This is a genomic window from Mesorhizobium sp. ISC25 (assembly GCF_042295465.1).
In the GTDB taxonomy this organism is placed as follows: Bacteria; Pseudomonadota; Alphaproteobacteria; order Rhizobiales; family Rhizobiaceae; genus Mesorhizobium.
In genome coordinates this window covers 2,934,653-2,950,472 of record NZ_CP135441.1, presented here as the reverse complement: position 1 = coordinate 2,950,472, position 15,820 = coordinate 2,934,653, and the positions used below count along the sequence as shown (strand labels likewise).

17 protein-coding genes are annotated in these 15,820 nt (G+C 62.4%); 12 read left to right on the top strand and 5 right to left on the bottom strand.

The window, feature by feature from the left end; genetic code table 11:
• Positions 1-104: 104 nt before the first annotated feature.
• The gene (locus tag RQ479_RS14755) at positions 105-629 is read right to left on the bottom strand and encodes an invasion associated locus B family protein (RefSeq protein ID WP_352716436.1); all 525 of its coding nucleotides are present in this window, start codon (positions 627-629) and stop codon (positions 105-107) included.
• A 372-nt stretch (positions 630-1,001) separates the two neighbouring features.
• On the opposite strand from RQ479_RS14755, the gene coxB reads away from it, so the two are divergent.
• The 11 genes from coxB to rnhA all read left to right on the top strand — a co-directional run bounded on the left by coxB (position 1,002) and on the right by rnhA (position 10,116).
• Positions 1,002-1,880, top strand: a complete 879-nt coding sequence (gene coxB / locus RQ479_RS14750) for a cytochrome c oxidase subunit II (RefSeq protein WP_352489615.1) — start codon at positions 1,002-1,004, stop codon at positions 1,878-1,880.
• A 38-nt stretch (positions 1,881-1,918) separates the two neighbouring features.
• Complete coding sequence (gene ctaD / locus RQ479_RS14745) at positions 1,919-3,571, top strand: cytochrome c oxidase subunit I (protein WP_376705635.1); 1,653 nt, start codon at positions 1,919-1,921, stop codon at positions 3,569-3,571.
• A 76-nt stretch (positions 3,572-3,647) separates the two neighbouring features.
• The gene (locus RQ479_RS14740; RefSeq protein ID WP_376705634.1) at positions 3,648-4,592 is read left to right on the top strand and encodes a heme o synthase; all 945 of its coding nucleotides are present in this window, start codon (positions 3,648-3,650) and stop codon (positions 4,590-4,592) included.
• 2 nt (positions 4,593-4,594) lie between these two features.
• Positions 4,595-4,756: a hypothetical protein gene (locus tag RQ479_RS14735; protein ID WP_376706087.1), complete on the top strand. Its 162-nt coding sequence runs from the start codon at positions 4,595-4,597 to the stop codon at positions 4,754-4,756.
• 7 nt (positions 4,757-4,763) lie between these two features.
• Entirely contained in the window at positions 4,764-5,396 is a 633-nt protein-coding gene (locus RQ479_RS14730; RefSeq protein ID WP_376705633.1) for a cytochrome c oxidase assembly protein, read from the top strand.
• 1 nt (position 5,397) lies between these two features.
• Positions 5,398-6,279, top strand: coding sequence for a cytochrome c oxidase subunit 3 (locus tag RQ479_RS14725; RefSeq protein WP_292657474.1), 882 nt, complete (start codon positions 5,398-5,400; stop codon positions 6,277-6,279).
• 82 nt (positions 6,280-6,361) lie between these two features.
• Positions 6,362-6,748: a DUF983 domain-containing protein gene (locus RQ479_RS14720; protein ID WP_352463894.1), complete on the top strand. Its 387-nt coding sequence runs from the start codon at positions 6,362-6,364 to the stop codon at positions 6,746-6,748.
• Positions 6,745-7,500, top strand: coding sequence for an SURF1 family protein (locus tag RQ479_RS14715; protein WP_376705632.1), 756 nt, complete (start codon positions 6,745-6,747; stop codon positions 7,498-7,500). Before RQ479_RS14720 ends, RQ479_RS14715 begins: the two co-directional genes overlap by 4 nt.
• 107 nt (positions 7,501-7,607) lie before the next feature.
• On the top strand, positions 7,608-8,612 hold the full coding sequence (gene ispH, locus RQ479_RS14710; RefSeq protein WP_376705631.1) for a 4-hydroxy-3-methylbut-2-enyl diphosphate reductase: 1,005 nt from the start codon (positions 7,608-7,610) through the stop codon (positions 8,610-8,612).
• A 5-nt stretch (positions 8,613-8,617) separates the two neighbouring features.
• Positions 8,618-9,580: a homoserine kinase gene (locus RQ479_RS14705; protein ID WP_292657487.1), complete on the top strand. Its 963-nt coding sequence runs from the start codon at positions 8,618-8,620 to the stop codon at positions 9,578-9,580.
• Positions 9,577-10,116 (top strand): ribonuclease HI, encoded by a 540-nt coding sequence (gene rnhA, locus RQ479_RS14700; protein ID WP_376705630.1) that lies wholly within the window; start codon positions 9,577-9,579, stop codon positions 10,114-10,116. The genes RQ479_RS14705 and rnhA overlap by 4 nt, the downstream gene beginning before the upstream one ends.
• 18 nt (positions 10,117-10,134) lie before the next feature.
• On the opposite strand, the gene RQ479_RS14695 is transcribed toward rnhA, so the two are convergent.
• From RQ479_RS14695 to RQ479_RS14685, 3 genes are all read right to left on the bottom strand, one after another.
• Positions 10,135-10,614, bottom strand: a complete 480-nt coding sequence (locus tag RQ479_RS14695; RefSeq protein ID WP_376705629.1) for a DUF2938 domain-containing protein — start codon at positions 10,612-10,614, stop codon at positions 10,135-10,137.
• Positions 10,615-10,761: 147 nt separating this feature from the next.
• Entirely contained in the window at positions 10,762-11,262 is a 501-nt protein-coding gene (locus RQ479_RS14690; protein ID WP_292657494.1) for a peroxiredoxin, read from the bottom strand.
• Between the two features lie 83 nt (positions 11,263-11,345).
• A complete protein-coding gene (locus tag RQ479_RS14685; protein WP_376705628.1) occupies positions 11,346-12,152 on the bottom strand; it encodes a protein-disulfide reductase DsbD domain-containing protein in 807 nt (268 codons plus the stop codon).
• 147 nt (positions 12,153-12,299) lie between these two features.
• On the opposite strand from RQ479_RS14685, the gene RQ479_RS14680 reads away from it, so the two are divergent.
• Positions 12,300-12,908 (top strand): YqgE/AlgH family protein, encoded by a 609-nt coding sequence (locus tag RQ479_RS14680; RefSeq protein WP_292657500.1) that lies wholly within the window; start codon positions 12,300-12,302, stop codon positions 12,906-12,908.
• 23 nt (positions 12,909-12,931) lie between these two features.
• Here RQ479_RS14680 and RQ479_RS14675 read toward each other — a convergent pair whose 3' ends face one another.
• A complete protein-coding gene (locus RQ479_RS14675; RefSeq protein ID WP_376705627.1) occupies positions 12,932-15,820 on the bottom strand; it encodes an EAL domain-containing protein in 2,889 nt (962 codons plus the stop codon).

The window sequence follows — 15,820 nt, the reverse complement described above, 5'->3', positions numbered from 1 at the left end:
GTTTCCCACGATGTAAGCGCGAAGGCCCGCACAGACAATCTGAAATGAGATTTTGCCGTGACCGCGGCCGGTCAACATCACTGGATCGTGCTACAACACCGCGTTCAGGGCAGGGCGGCGAAGCCGTCGGCGAAACCCTTGAGGTCGACGGGAATGCCGATGCCCTCTTCCGGTGTCTGGAAGACGATGAACGTGGCGGACGTACCGGTCTTCAGCGTGTCGAGCAGCGGCTTTTCCAGGATGACCTCGGCATAGCAGCCGTCCTGGAAGCAGCGCACGAAGTAGGCGCGGCCGATATCCTTGCCGTCGACATTAAGGCCGAGGCCGTTGGGCAACAGCACACCGAGCGGCGCCAGCACACGCAGGATTTCGGCCTTGTTGTCGGCTGTGCGCAGCACGACGACGGAAAGACCCATTTCCGGACGGTCCTCGGCGACGACGTTCTGCATCATCACGCATTGTTCGGACGTAGCACCGGCCGGCGTATCGCAGATGATCGACCACGCTCCATGCGTCGACTTCACCGTGCCGCTTGGCTGGGCGGCATTGGCCAGGCCGCCGCCGGACAAGGCTATTGCGGCGGCAACAAGGATGACCTTCGCCAAGGTTCTCGAAAGCCAAGGGTTCATGACGGCTCCATTGCGAATCACGGCACTTTAAGCCGCACTAAACCCAAGTAAAGGACGAGACCCGGGCGATCTGCCCCGACATAGGCGACAATGCGCTTTTCAGTGCGAATTTCGCCCTAATTGCGACGGTTCCGCGCGCCGCGCGGCTCATTCTACCCGGACGCCGCTTCGGTGATTCGCGGCGAGCCGTCACCGCAGGAAGCCAGCGCCGCGCTTGCGCGCAAAAATGCCGCACGGGTTCCGGCGCTCCTTTCTTGCGGAGGCAAATAGAGTATGGTTTGAACCAGCCTTGAATTGTCCGGGATTCCCGTCCCGGCATTTGTTCGACATTCTTGCGGTCCGATCGCGAGGAACTGGGAGATGACGAGGGCGATGAGAAAATTCCTGGCAACCGCCAAAATCGTAGCTAGTGCCGCCGCCACGTTGTTTGCCGCTGCATCCGCTCATGCAGCCCAGCCCCAACCTTGGGAAACCAGTTTTCAGCCTCCGGCGACCGACATTATGAGGCAGATCGAGTGGTTCGGGAACTACTCGTTCGCTTTCATCATTGTGATCACCGCCTTGGTGCTTTTTCTGATCGCCTACTGCATTTTGCGGTTCCGGGCGAGCGTCAACCCGACCCCGTCGCGCACCAGCCACAACACGCTGATCGAGGTCATCTGGACTGTCGGTCCCGTCGTCATCCTGCTCTGTCTCGCCATTCCTTCGTTCCAGCTGTTGACCGCCCAATACACGCCGCCGGAAGAAGCCAAGCTGACCGTCAAGGCGACGGGCAATCAGTGGAACTGGGACTACGAATACCAGGTCGACAACACGCTTTCCTTCAATTCCGCGATCCTTCAGGATGCTGACAGGGCTGCTGCCGGCAAGGAAGATCGCGCCGCCTATCCGCGCCTGCTCGCCGTCGACAATGAGATGGTTGTGCCTGTCAACACCATGACCCGCGTGCTGGTGACAGCAACCGACGTCATTCACGCCTTTGCCATGCCGTCCTTCGGCATCAAGACCGACGCGGTGCCGGGCCGCATCAACGAGGTGTGGTTCAAAGCCGACAAGGAAGGCCTCTATTACGGCCAGTGCTCGGAACTCTGCGGCAAGGACCACGCCTTCATGCCGATCGCCATTCGCGTCGTCTCCGATGCGCAATACAAGACCTGGCTGGCGGCAGCCAAGACCGACCTTCCCGGCGCCAACAAGGCGCTGATGGCCGAGGTCGATGGCACGAACAAGGTAGCGGCCGCCGGCAACTGATGCCGCGACCAGAAAAGATTCAGGGAACGGAGCCGACCATGGCGCACGCTGCAGCTCACGACGACCACGACCACAAGCCGTATCATGGCTGGGTCCGGTGGGTTTATTCGACCAACCACAAGGACATCGGCACGCTTTATCTGATCTTCGCGATCATGGCGGGCTGCATCGGCGCCGCCTTGTCGGTCGTCATGCGCATGGAATTGCAGGAGCCGGGCATCCAGATATTCACTGGCCTGGCGCAGATGGTCTACGGCATGAATGGTGACGCCGCCATCGACGGCGGCAAGAGCATGTACAATGCTTTCACCACCGCGCATGCCCTGATCATGATCTTCTTCATGGTGATGCCGGCGCTGATAGGCGGCTTTGCCAACTGGATGGTGCCGATCATGATCGGCGCGCCGGATATGGCCTTCCCGCGCATGAACAACGTCTCGTTCTGGCTGCTGCCGCCGGCTTTCATCCTGCTGATTTTCTCGGCCTTCGTCCCGAGTGCGCCCGGCGCCTACGGCGTCGGCGGCGGCTGGACGCTTTATCCGCCGCTGTCGACATCGGGCCAGCCTGGACCGGCCATGGACCTGGCGATTCTTTCAATCCACATCGCCGGCGCCTCCTCGATTCTTGGCGCCATCAACTTCATCACCACCATCTTCAACATGCGCGCGCCCGGCATGACCATGCACAAGATGCCGCTGTTCGCCTGGTCGGTGCTGATTACCGCCTTCCTGCTGCTTCTGTCGCTTCCAGTGTTGGCCGGCGGCATCACCATGCTGTTGACCGACCGCAATTTCGGCACCACCTTCTTCGCCCCGGACGGCGGCGGCGATCCGATCCTTTTCCAGCACCTGTTCTGGTTCTTCGGCCATCCAGAGGTCTACATTCTGATCCTGCCAGGTTTCGGCATCATCAGCCATATCATCTCGACCTTTTCGAGGAAGCCGGTGTTCGGCTATCTTGGCATGGCCTATGCGATGGTTGCCATCGGGGCGGTGGGCTTCATCGTCTGGGCCCACCACATGTATACGACGGGCCTGTCGCTCGACACGCAGCGCTATTTCGTCTTTGCCACCATGGTCATCGCGGTGCCGACGGGCGTGAAAATCTTCTCGTGGATCGCCACTATGTGGGGCGGGTCGATTTCGCTCAAGACCCCGATGCTGTGGGCGATCGGCTTCATCTTCCTGTTCACTGTTGGCGGCGTCACCGGCGTGCAGCTGGCCAATGCCGGCCTCGACCGCCCGCTGCACGACACCTATTTCGTGGTCGCGCACTTCCACTACGTGCTGTCGCTGGGCGCGGTCTTCGCCATCTTCGCCGGCTGGTACTACTGGTTCCCGAAAATGACTGGCTACATGTATTCGCCCGTGATCGCCAACACCCACTTCTGGGTCACTTTCGTCGGCGTCAACCTGGTCTTTTTCCCGCAGCACTTCCTCGGCCTTTCCGGTATGCCGCGTCGTTATATCGACTATCCGGATGCCTTCGCCGGCTGGAATATGGTGTCGTCCTACGGCTCGTACATCTCGGCTGTCGGCGTCGTCATCTTCCTGTTCGGCGTCTTCGAGGCGTTCCAGAAGAAGCGCGTCGCCGGCGCCAATCCTTGGGGCGAGGGTGCGACCACGCTGGAATGGCAGCTGCCTTCGCCGCCGCCGTTCCACCAGTGGGAACAGTTGCCGAAGATCAAGTAGGCGGTTGCCTCCTTTAATACGGAACCGCCGGCCCGCCGGCGGTTTTGGCCAACGGAATGATGGACTTTAAGTACGCATGGCCCTTGCCGAAGACAGACTGATTGACGAGCCGGGCTTCCGCATGTCGGAAGCGACGGCGGGCGATTTCTTCGCCTTGCTGAAGCCGCGCGTCATGTCGCTGGTGGTGTTCACCGCGTTTGTCGGCATGGTCGCCGCCCCGGTGGCCATCAATCCGCTGCTGGCGGTGATCGCGATCCTGACTATTGCCATCGGTGCTGGCGCGTCCGGTGCGCTCAACATGTGGTACGACGCAGACATCGATGCGGTGATGACGCGCACCGCCGGCCGTCCCGTGCCGACCGGCCGCATCCGGCCAGGCGAGGCATTGAGTTTCGGGTTGGTGCTGTCGGTTCTGTCGGTGATGACGCTCGGCGTGCTGGTCAACTGGTTGGCCGCATCGCTTCTGGCCTTCACCATCTTTTTCTATGCCGTCATCTACACGATGTGGCTGAAGCGCTGGACGCCGCAGAACATCGTCATCGGCGGTGCTGCCGGTGCCATTCCGCCGGTCATCGGCTGGGCGGCGGTAACCGGATCGTTCAGCCTCGAAAGCTTGGTGCTGTTCCTGATCATTTTCCTGTGGACGCCGCCGCATTTCTGGGCGCTCGCGCTCTTCAAGTCGGAGGACTATGCGAAGGCAGGCATTCCGATGATGCCGAATGTCGCCGGCCAGGCCTCGACCAGGCGCCAGATCTTTGCCTATGCGCTGGTCCTCGCGCCGGTTGGCGTTCTGCCCTGGGTTCTCGGCTTCACCACGCCGGCCTATGGCATCGTTGCATTGCTGCTCGGCGCCGGCTTCGTCTGGTATGCGTGGAAGGTGCTGCAAATGGCCGATGACGACCGGGCGATGAAGCCGGCCAAGGCCTTGTTCGGCTATTCGCTGCTCTATCTCTTCGCCATCTTTGCCGCCTACCTTGGCGATTGCGTCGTCGCGCGCGCGCTGACCATCGGTGGAGCATGAGCATGGCCGAAAAAAAGCTTGAACTGGTCACGCTGACCGAACGTCAGCAGAAGGCCCGCCGCAGTCGCTCGGCCGCAATCGGTTTCGCGCTGGCGGCGCTGGTCGTCATATTCTACGTCGCGACCATCGTGAAATTTGGTCACAGTTTCCCCGGCTCGATGTGAGCTGACAATGACCAGGCAAACAGTCACCGATCCTACGAAGAAAAATACGAACCGCGTCGTCGCCGGCGTCTGCATCGCGTTCTTCGGCGGCATGATCGGCATGGCCTACGCCGCGGTGCCGCTCTATGCGATGTTCTGCCAGGCGACAGGCTACGGCGGCACCGTCAAACGGGCGACCCAGCAATATGCCGACCGGGTGCTCGACCGCGACATCACCATCCGCTTCGATGCCAACACCGTCGACGTTCCCTGGCAATTCCAGCCGGTCGCCCGCTCGATCACCATCAAGATCGGCGAGACCGCCGAGGCGCATTTCAGCGCGACGAACAAATTCAGCCGACCCATCACCGGACGTGCCACCTTCAACGTGCAGCCGGAACTGGCCGGACCTTACTTCAACAAGGTCGAGTGTTTCTGCTTCACCGACACGACGCTGAAGCCGGGCGAGACGCTGGATATGCCGGTCGTGTTCTATGTCGATCCCGATATCGTCAACGCGCCGGAATTGAAGGATTTGAAGACGATTACCCTGTCCTACACGATGTTCCCGGTCGACAAGACCAAGCCGGTCGCATCATCGGTGCCGGCCGACGGCCGCCGCAACAAGATTTCAGATACCGAAGCAAGCCTCGGGGGTTGATATGGCAGACGCACACGCAAAACCACAACATGACTACCACCTTGTCGACCCGAGCCCGTGGCCTTTCCTGGGCTCCGTCGGGGCGCTGGTGACCGCGCTCGGCGGCGTCTGTTACATGCAATATCTCAAGGGCGGCGATTTCCCGATCTTCGGTTTCAACATCGCCAACCCATGGCTGTTCTTCATCGGCCTGCTGATCGTCATCTACACGATGTTCGCCTGGTGGTCGGATACGATCAAGGAAGCGCATGAGGGGCACCACACTCGTGTCGTGTCGCTGCATCTGCGCTACGGCATGATCATGTTCATCGCCTCCGAGGTGATGTTCTTCGTCGCCTGGTTCTGGGCCTTCTTCGACGCCAGCCTGTTTCCGGGCGAGGTCCATCAATACGCCCGTACCGCCTTCACCGGCGGCGTCTGGCCACCCAAGGGCCTCGAAGTTCTCGACCCCTTCCATCTGCCGCTTTACAACACCGTCATCCTGCTTCTGTCGGGCACCACGGTGACCTGGGCGCACCACTCGCTCATCCACGGCGACCGCAAGGGCCTGATCAACGGCTTGGTGCTGACCGTGGGCCTCGGCATGCTGTTCACCATGGTGCAGGCCTACGAGTACATGCACGCGCCGTTCGGCTTCAGGGATTCAATCTACGGCGCCACCTTCTTCATGGCGACCGGCTTCCATGGTTTCCATGTCATCATCGGCACGATCTTCCTGCTGGTCTGCCTGATCCGCGCCATGAAGGGCGACTTCACGCCCAAGCAGCATTTCGGCTTTGAGGCCGCCGCCTGGTACTGGCACTTCGTCGACGTGGTGTGGCTGTTCCTGTTTGCCTCGATCTACGTCTGGGCATCGAACGGCGCGATGATCGAACCGCACTGAGATCGACCTGAGGAAATCGACAAGGCGGCTGCGGCGACGTGGCTGCCTTATTTTTTGTGGCAAATGCTCCTAGGATGACCTCATGAGCGACGACAAGGCGATCTGGCCACCAATCGATCCGATCTCGGCCGGCCTGCATGGCCGCTGCCCCCGCTGTGGCGAGGGCAGACTGTTCTCCGGGTTCCTCACGGTCGGCAATCGCTGCACCAATTGCGGCCTCGATTATTCCTTCGCCGATGCCGGCGACGGGCCGGCGGTGTTCGTTATCCTGATCATCGGCTTCATCGTCGTCGGTCTGGCGCTGTGGATGGAGGTGACGCTCAATCCGCCGCTCTGGCTGCATCTGCTGCTGTGGATTCCGCTGACGCTGGTGCTTTGCCTGGCGGCGCTCCGGCTGATCAAGGGCGTGCTGCTGACGCTGCAATACCGCAACAAGGCGGCCGAGGGCCGGCTGGACCGCGGCGAATGAGCGAGGCATCAGGTTTGGTGGCCGGCCGGTCGCGGCCGAAGCGCGCATTGGCGCTCGGCCTGGGTATCGTCGTGTTTTTGATACTGCTGGCGCTCGGCACCTGGCAGGTTCAGCGCCTGCACTGGAAAGAGGGCCTTCTCCAGACGATAGACCAGCGAACGCATTCGGCGCCTGTGCCATTGGCCGAGGTCGAAAAGCGGTTTGCTGCCACTGGCGACGTGGACTACACGCCGGCAACGGTGACCGGCACTTTCCTGCATCAAGGCGAGCGGCATTTCCTCGCCACCTGGGAAGGCCAGTCCGGTTTCGATGTCTTCACGCCGCTGCAGCTCGACGATGGCCGTTTCGTACTGATCAACCGCGGCTTCGTGCCTTACGATTTCAAGGACCCAGCCAAGCGGCCGCAGGGGCAGGTAACGGGCGAAGTGACGGTGACGGGGCTCGCCCGCAACCCACTGCCGGCCAAGCCCTCGATGATGCTTCCCGACAATGATCCGCAGAAGAACATCTTCTACTGGAAAGATCGTGACGCGATGGCCTCGAGCGCCGGCTTGCCGGCAGGAGCGGCGCTGGTGCCGATCTTCATCGATGCGAATGCCACGGCCAACCCCGGCGGGCTGCCGGTTGGCGGTGTCACCGTCATCGACCTGCCGAACAGCCATCTACAATATGCGATAACCTGGTACGGCCTTGCCGCCGCCCTTGCCGGCGTCCTGATCTCCTGGCTCCGCCGCCCGGCGAAAGACCAATGATCGCCGCCACTACCCTTGACAGGGCAGGGCCGCACACCTCATTTCGCGCCTTGAGCTCAGAAGTCATAGTCCGATCAACCGGCCTACAATCAGCGTAAGATGCAATCATGCTTCACACAAAGCCACCGCTGACCATCCGGCTCTGCCAGCCGCGCGGTTTCTGTGCGGGCGTTGACCGTGCCATCCAGATCGTCGTGCTGGCGCTGAAGAAGTACGGCGCGCCGGTTTATGTCCGCCACGAGATCGTGCACAACCGCTACGTCGTCGAAGGGCTGCAAAGCCTCGGCGCGGTGTTCATCGAGGAGCTCTCCGAGATCCCGCCCGAGCATCGCCAGAGCCCGGTCGTCTTTTCGGCGCATGGCGTGCCGAAATCGGTGCCGGCCGACGCCCGGTCCCGCAACCTGTTCTATCTCGACGCGACTTGCCCGCTGGTCTCGAAAGTCCACAAGCAGGCAATGCGCCATCAGCGGCTGGGCCGCCACGTGCTTTTGATCGGCCATGCCGGGCATCCGGAGGTGATCGGCACAATGGGCCAGTTGCCGGACGGCGCGGTCACTCTGATCGAGACCGAAGCCGACGCCGCAAGCGTCGTGCCTGCAGACCCGCAAGCGCTCGGCTTCGTGACCCAGACGACGCTGTCGGTCGAGGACACCGCCGGTATCATCCGCGCGCTGCAGCAACGTTTTCCCGAGCTGCACGCGCCGGCGGCGGAATCGATCTGTTATGCCACCACCAATCGCCAGGAAGCGGTCAAGGAAACAGCTGCCGGCGCCGATCTCTTCCTGGTTGTCGGCGCACCTAACTCCTCCAACTCGCGACGCTTGGTCGAAGTGGCTGAGCGCGCCGGCGCTTCGATGTCGCTTCTCGTGCAGCGCGCCTCCGAAATTCCGTGGAATGACATTGCCGGCATTTCGACGCTCGGCCTGTCGGCGGGCGCCTCGGCGCCGGAGATCATCGTCGACGAGATCGTCGATGCGTTCAGGCAGCGCTTCGACGTGACCATCGAGCTGGCCGTGACGGCGACGGAGACGGAGGATTTTCCGGTGATGCGGGTGTTGCGCGATGTCGAACTGACGGCAGCCGACATGGCCTTCGTCAACGGGGCTGCGTAGCAACGATGGCGGTCTACACCGACGTCAATGAGGGCGAGCTCGGCGCGTTCCTCAGCAACTATCCGGTCGGCGATCTCTTGTCCTACAAGGGCATCGCCGAAGGCACCGAAAACTCGAATTTTTTACTGCACACCAGCAGCGGCTCCTACATCCTGACGCTTTACGAGAAGCGCGTCGACAAGGCTGACCTGCCGTTCTTTCTCGGCCTCATGGCCCACCTCGCCAGAAAGGGCATTTCGTGCCCGCTCCCGGTCACCGCACATGATGGCGGTGTGATCGGAACACTTGCCGGCCGGCCGGCGGTCATCATCACCTTTCTCGAAGGCCTGTCGCTGCGGCGGCCGACGGCTGCGCATTGCGGCGAGGTCGGCAAGGCGCTGGCGGCACTGCATCTCGCAGGCGCGGATTTTCCGATGACCCGCCCCAACGCCCTTGCCATCGATGGCTGGCGCAAGCTGTGGAATGCCGCCCGCGCCCGCGCCGATGAGGTCGAGCCGGGACTGGCGGCCGAGGTCGATGCCGATTTCGCCGATTTCGAGCGAAACTGGCCGAACGGTCTGCCGCAGGGCATCATCCATGCCGATCTTTTCCCGGACAATGTGTTCTTCCTCGGCGAGAAACTGTCCGGGCTGATCGACTTCTATTTCGCCTGCAACGACCTCTACGCTTATGACGTTGCCACGTGCCTGAACGCCTGGTGCTTCGAGAAGGATTTTTCCTTCAATCTGACCAAGGGCACGGCGCTGCTTGCCGGCTACCAAGGCGTGCGGCCGTTGAGCGGTGACGAGAAAGCTGCGCTGCCGATGCTGGCGCGCGGCTCGGCGCTGCGCTTCATGCTGACCCGGCTCTACGACTGGCTGACGGTTCCGGACGGCGGGCTGGTGATGAAACGCGACCCGACCGAGTATATCCGCCGGATGCGCTTCCACCGGGCGATCAACTCTCCTTCCGAATATGGACTGACATGACCAAGCGCGTTGAAATCTTCACCGATGGTGCTTGTTCGGGCAATCCCGGGCCTGGCGGCTGGGGCGCAATCCTGCGCTTCAACGGCGCCATCAAGGAGCTCCATGGTGGCGAGGCTCTGACCACCAACAACCGCATGGAGTTGTTGGCCGCCATCTCGGCGCTTAATGCGCTCAAGGAGCCGTGTGCCGTCGATCTTTATACCGACAGCAACTATGTCAAGGACGGTATTTTCAGCTGGATCGACGGCTGGAAGCGCAACGGCTGGAAGACGGCCGCCAGGCAGCCGGTGAAGAATGCCGAGCTGTGGCAGCAGCTCGACGCAGCGCGTAACCGCCATCAGGTCACCTGGCATTGGGTCAAGGGCCATGCCGGCCATCCCGAGAACGAGCGTGCCGACGAATTGGCGCGGCTCGGCATGGCGCCATTCAAGACGAAGTCGGCGAAACCCGTGCTCGCGTCCGTGCCGCCGAAGGAAGGCACCCAGTCCAAGCAATCGGCGGCCAAGAAGGTTCGGCGCTCGACCCAGAGTTATTGATCCGGTTGAACTGGCGTGTCAGCGGATTAGAAGGGCGGTGCCGAACAGTCCGATTGCAAACACCGTATGCGACACAAGATTCAGGGCGCGGACCTGCATCGGATTGGGCCGCTTCGAAGCGGCCCAGCCGGCGCCCATGCCGGGCGCCAGCAGAAACCACCCGGCGCCGACGGTGACGATGCTGAGGGTAAAGGCCGGCAGGAAGGTCGGCGCGGTGAGCCAGGCCGTTCCGGCCAGCACGACCAGAATGATGCCGTAGACGATGCCGACAGCGTAATGAAAGGCCCAGCCAAGCGCCGATTCATGCGCGTAGGGCGAGGCCTCGCCAATGTCGTCATGGAAGACCTTGCCTCCCCTGAGATGCCAGACCCAGCGGCCGACCAGCCCCCAGTTCGGTCGCGGTTGGGCAAAGGCCTTGTTCAGGAAAATCGCCCACACATCCATAAGCGCGGTTGCGCCGATACCGATCGCGACGCTGCGCCAGACGATGTCAGACATAATCGAGGTCCCCAAAAGCAAGCAGTTCCGAAGCGCCGACGCATGGCCCCGAAAACCGGGTCGGCTTTCGGAAGGATCATGCGCCGATGCAAAAGTCAGCGTCCTTTGGACGCTGAGCGCTCGAAGGCGCCCTTTGCCGTCCCTGGCCTAGGCTGTCGCCAAGACGGAAAGCTGTCCGAGAATGTGAGCCGCACCGGATTCGTCGACGCCGGGCTTTGTCTCGACATTGAGCGCGGTGACCTTGCCGTCGTCGACGATCATCGAAAAACGCTTCGAGCGCAGCCCCATGCCGCCGCTGGAGAGGTCGGCGTCGAGGCCGACCGATTTGGCGAAATCGCCATTGCCATCGGCAAGATAAAGGATTTTGCCTTCACCGCCGCTGAAGCGGGCCCAAGCCCCCATGACGTGAACATCGTTGACCGAGACGACGGCGATAGTGTCGACGCCGCGCGCCAGGATGGCGTCGTAATTATCCAGGTAGCCGGGCAGATGATTGTTGCTGCAGGTCGGCGTGAAAGCGCCTGGAACGCCAAACAGCACGACCGTCTTTCCTGAGAATATCTCGCCAGTCGTGATCGGCTTTGCACCGTCGGCGGTCATTGTCTTGAAGGTCGCATCGGGCAGTTTGTCGCCAACGGAGATCGTCATGATGGTCCTCGCTTGAGAATGGAAAGGGAGTGTCCTTGCGATAGCGAACTAAGGCGCGCCCGGCAACCGTCCAGACGTTGGCATCACGGAAAAGGCAGCAGGCCTTCGACCGCGCCAGCGGCACTTGTCAGTGTGTAGTGCAGGCCGCCATCGGTTGGCGTTGTCGACGGCCTGTCGAGGATCGGCACAGTAAAGATCAGCTTGCCATCCTTTTCGCTGCGCGCCGGGGCACCGAACATGTAGTCGCGTTCGCCGGCAAGGAAGAAGTCGGCGCCCTCGGGGCTGCCCGGAAAGCTCGCTTCGACAATCAGCGTTTCGTGGTCGCCCGGCAGTACGCTTACGCCGAAATCGGGCGTTGCCGTGGCGGGCAGGGTGGCAAGGCCTGCCTTGACCAGCGCCGCATCCTCGGCGTTGTCCGGATCGGCGCCGGGATCGACGGTCAGCCTCGTCTGCACCGGGATGCAGATGGTTTCACAAATGCCGAGGAAGATATCCGCATCGATGACGGCCGGCTGGCCGGGCGCGGCAAGTGTGAACGTCACCGGCAACGAAACCGGGTGGTCGTAGCCGGCCCATTTGCCATAGCCGTCGTCGTGGCGCTGCGGCGGCGGAAACGAAAGCGTCGCGTCGGCAATGTTGGTGCTGGCCGAGACGTCGATCTGTGGCGGCACGCCCGCATCGCCCGGATCGCGCCAATAGGTTTTCCAGCCGGGCTTCAGCGCAATGTCGAGGACGCCCTGGAGACGTCCGGCCTCGTCGGCTTTGCCGCTTGTTACCAGCCGCACCCTGCCGCCTTCGCTGTTGTACCAGGCCGACGAGGAGGCTGAGGCTGGGAGGCCGGTCGCCGATCCAATGGCCACACTAAGCAGCAGGATTTTCAAGCTTTGCATGACGGTGATTTGATCGTCCGTTGATGGCCGCACAATGATTTCATGACGCGGCCGGCATCATATTTGCGTGACCTTCGATTTACGAGCCTGATCAAATCGGGCGCCGCCCATCTTTTCGACGCTTCGGAAACGCGTTACGCTGTGGCCATGGATTTGTTGCGCCATAAAAGGACGGCCGCAGGACCTGGCTTTCTCGACGACCAGTTCCTGATTGCCATGCCCGGCATGAAGGACGACCGCTTCACGCGCTCTGTCATCTACATTTGCGCGCACAGCGACGAAGGCGCGATGGGGCTGATCATCAACCAGACGCAGCAGATGCTGTTTCCGGACCTGCTCGTACAACTTGGCATCATGAATGAGATGGAGGCGATCCGCCTGCCACCGCCGGCGCGCGACTTCGTCGTGCGCAATGGCGGACCGGTGGATCGCAGCCGCGGCTTCGTCCTGCATTCGGGCGACTACCGGGTGGAATCCTCGCTCGCCGTGTCCGACGACGTCTGCCTGACCGCGACCGTCGACATATTGCGCGCCATCTCCTCCGGCCGCGGACCCCGGCGGGCGCTGATGGCGCTCGGCTATGCCGGCTGGGGTGCGGGCCAGCTTGAAAACGAGATCGTCGAGAATGGCTGGCTGACTTGCCCGGCAAGTGCCGAGCTTCTGTTCGACGCCGACATCGACCGCAAATACGACCGGATTCTTGCCTCGATCGGCATCGATCTCGCGCATCTCAGCCTGGCTGCCGGTCACGCCTGAGCCTCATCACGTCCCGAAACTTGTCACGCTTGAGTGAGCGGGTACTGTTCCTTCAGCGTCTTCAGCACCTGGTCGCCCGGCATCGGCGCGCCGAACATGAAGCTCTGCACGTATTCGCAGCCCATCTGCCGCAACTCCAGCGCATCGCTCTCGTCCGAAATGCCTTCGGCGACAACCGACAGGCCGAGTTCATGCGCCATGTTGACCATGGATTTGAGCAGCACCGCGCGTTTCGGCGTCGCGTCGTCGACGAAGCTCCTGTCGATCTTGATGGTGTCGAACGGAAAGCGCGTCAGATAGGCCAGCGATGAATAGCCGGTGCCGAAATCGTCCAGCGACAGGCCGATGCCAAGCTGCTTTAGCTTGGTCAGCACATGAGCGGTCTGCTCGGGATTGTCCATCACCAGCGATTCCGTGAGTTCGAGCCGGAAGCAGCGCGGTTTCAGATTGGCCCGCGCGATCACCGAGCGGACGTCGCTGACCAGGTCGCGGCGGATGAGCTGACGGCTGGACAGATTGACCGAGACCGACAGCGGCGCATCGCCGATCTGCTTTTGCCATCCCGCCAGGTCTTCGGCAGCCTGCTGCATGGCGAATAGCCCAAGCTGCACGATAAGGCCGCAGTTTTCGGCGACCGGGATGAAATCCGCCGGCGGGATCATGCCACGCCGCGGATGGTCCCAGCGCAGCAACGCTTCGAAGCCGGCAACGCTGCCGTCCTCCAGCCGCACGATCGGCTGATAGGCAAGCGTGAATTCGCGTCGCTCGATGGCGCGGCGCAGGTCGGACTCGAACTGCAGCCGGTCGGTGCCGACCGTGCGGAAGGCGGGCCGGAACGGCTCGATCCTGTCGCCGCCGAAGCGCTTGGCTTGATGCATGGCAAGCTCGGCATCCTTGACCATGTCCTCGGCCGAGGTCTGCGTGGAGGTCCAGGTGATCAGCCCGATCGAGGCGGTCAGCACGATCTCGCGCTTGGCGAAGGTGATCGGGTTGTTGATGGCGTGCTTGATGGCATCGGCAATGGCCGCGATGCGAGCCGGATCCTGCTCCGACAAAAGCATCAGCGCGAACTGGTCGCCGGCAAAGCGCGACAGCGAATCCTTCGGCTTGAGCAGCCGGTGCAGCCGCCGCGCGATGGTCAAAAGGATGGTGTCGCCGGCCGAGATGCCGAGCCCGTCATTGACCTGCTTGAAGCGGTCGATGTCGATGACGAAGACGGTCGGGCGCACCTTCTCTTCGGTGCGAGCGATCGAAATGATCGCCTCCAGCCGGTTCATGAACAGCTCGCGGTTGGGCAGGCCGGTCAGATTGTCATGTACGGCGTCATGCAGCAGCCGTTCCTCGGACTTCTTCTGCTCCGTCACGTCGACCATGGTGCCGACGCAGCGGATGACCTCGCCGTCCGAGCCGATCACCGGCCGGGCGCGCAGCGCAAACCAGTGATAATGCCCGTCGGCGCCGCGCAGGCGGAAGTTTTGTGACACCCGGCCGCGCCGGTGCTCGAGCACGACGTCGAGCGTCGTACGAAACGTGTCGCGGTCGTCGGCATGCAGCACCGGCAGCCAGTTGCGGGCTGGGCCGCCGAGGCTGTTGGGGGCAAGGCCGAGCTGGATGCTTACGTCGGGACGAGTGACGACGCGGTCGCGCAGCACGTCCCAGTCCCACACAGTATCGCCCGATCCGGCAACCGCCAGCGCCTGGCGCTCGAGATCGGAGAACAGGCCCTGATGCAGTGCGCCGCCGGCAAAAGCGTGCTGCATCACGGTGAAGCCGATCAGCAGGATGATGAGGATCAGCCCCCCGCCCAGCGCCGGCTGGGCGATATCGTTGTCGAGCATGCCTGTGATCGCCATCCACGATCCGCATAGCCATAGCAGAACCATCACCCAACTGGGCACCAGCATGATGGCGCGGTCGTAACCGCGGATGCCGAGGAAGATGATCAGGCCGAGCCCGGTCAGCGCGGTGGCGGCGAAGGACAGCCTGGCAATGCCGGCGGCAACCGCCGGATCGATGATGGCGACGCCGGCGATCAGCACCAGCCCGAGAATCCAGACCAGTGCGCCGTAGCTGAAATGGCCGTGCCACCGGTTGAGGTTGAGATAGGCAAACAGGAACACCACGAAGGTCGCCGCAAGCGCCACCTCCGTTCCGGCGCGCCACATCTGCTCATTGCCCGGCGAGATTTCTATTATCTTGTTGAGAAAGCCGAAATCGACGCAGATATAGGCAAGCACCGCCCAGGCCAGGGCCGCCGTTGCCGGGAACATCGAGGTCCCCTTGACGACGAAAAGAATGGTCAGGAACAGCGCCAGCAGGCCGGCGATGCCGATGACGATGCCACGAAACAGCGTGTAGGAATTGACCGAGTCCTTGTAGGATTCAGGGTCCCACAGATAGACCTGCGGCAGCTTGGGCGAGGCGAGTTCGGCGATGAAGGTAATCACCGTTCCGGGGTTGAGCGTCACCCGGAACACGTCGGCGTCGGGGCTGGTCTGGCGGTCGAGCGCAAAGCCTTCGCTGGGCGTGATCGCGGCGATACGTGTCGAGCCGAGATCCGGCCAGAACAGGCCGGAATTCACCAGCCGGAAATGCGGCGCGACAATCAGCCTGTCGAGCTGCTGGTCGGTGGTGTTAGCGAGCGCGAACACCGCCCAGTCGCCGGTCGAGCGTGCGTCATTGGCCTCGACCTCGATGCGCCGCACGATGCCGTCCGGGCCGGGTGCCGTCGAGACCTGGAAATTCTCGCCTTGGTTGCGGTAGATTTCGACGGCGCCCGAAAGGTCGAGCGCCACGTCGTCGCGGGCAATCTTGATCGGTTCGACCGCAAACGCCGAGGATGCCGCGCAGAGCGTGACGATTGCCGCCAGCATAAAGGCAAGCAGCGACCCGTTGCGCAGAAAATTCGTCAA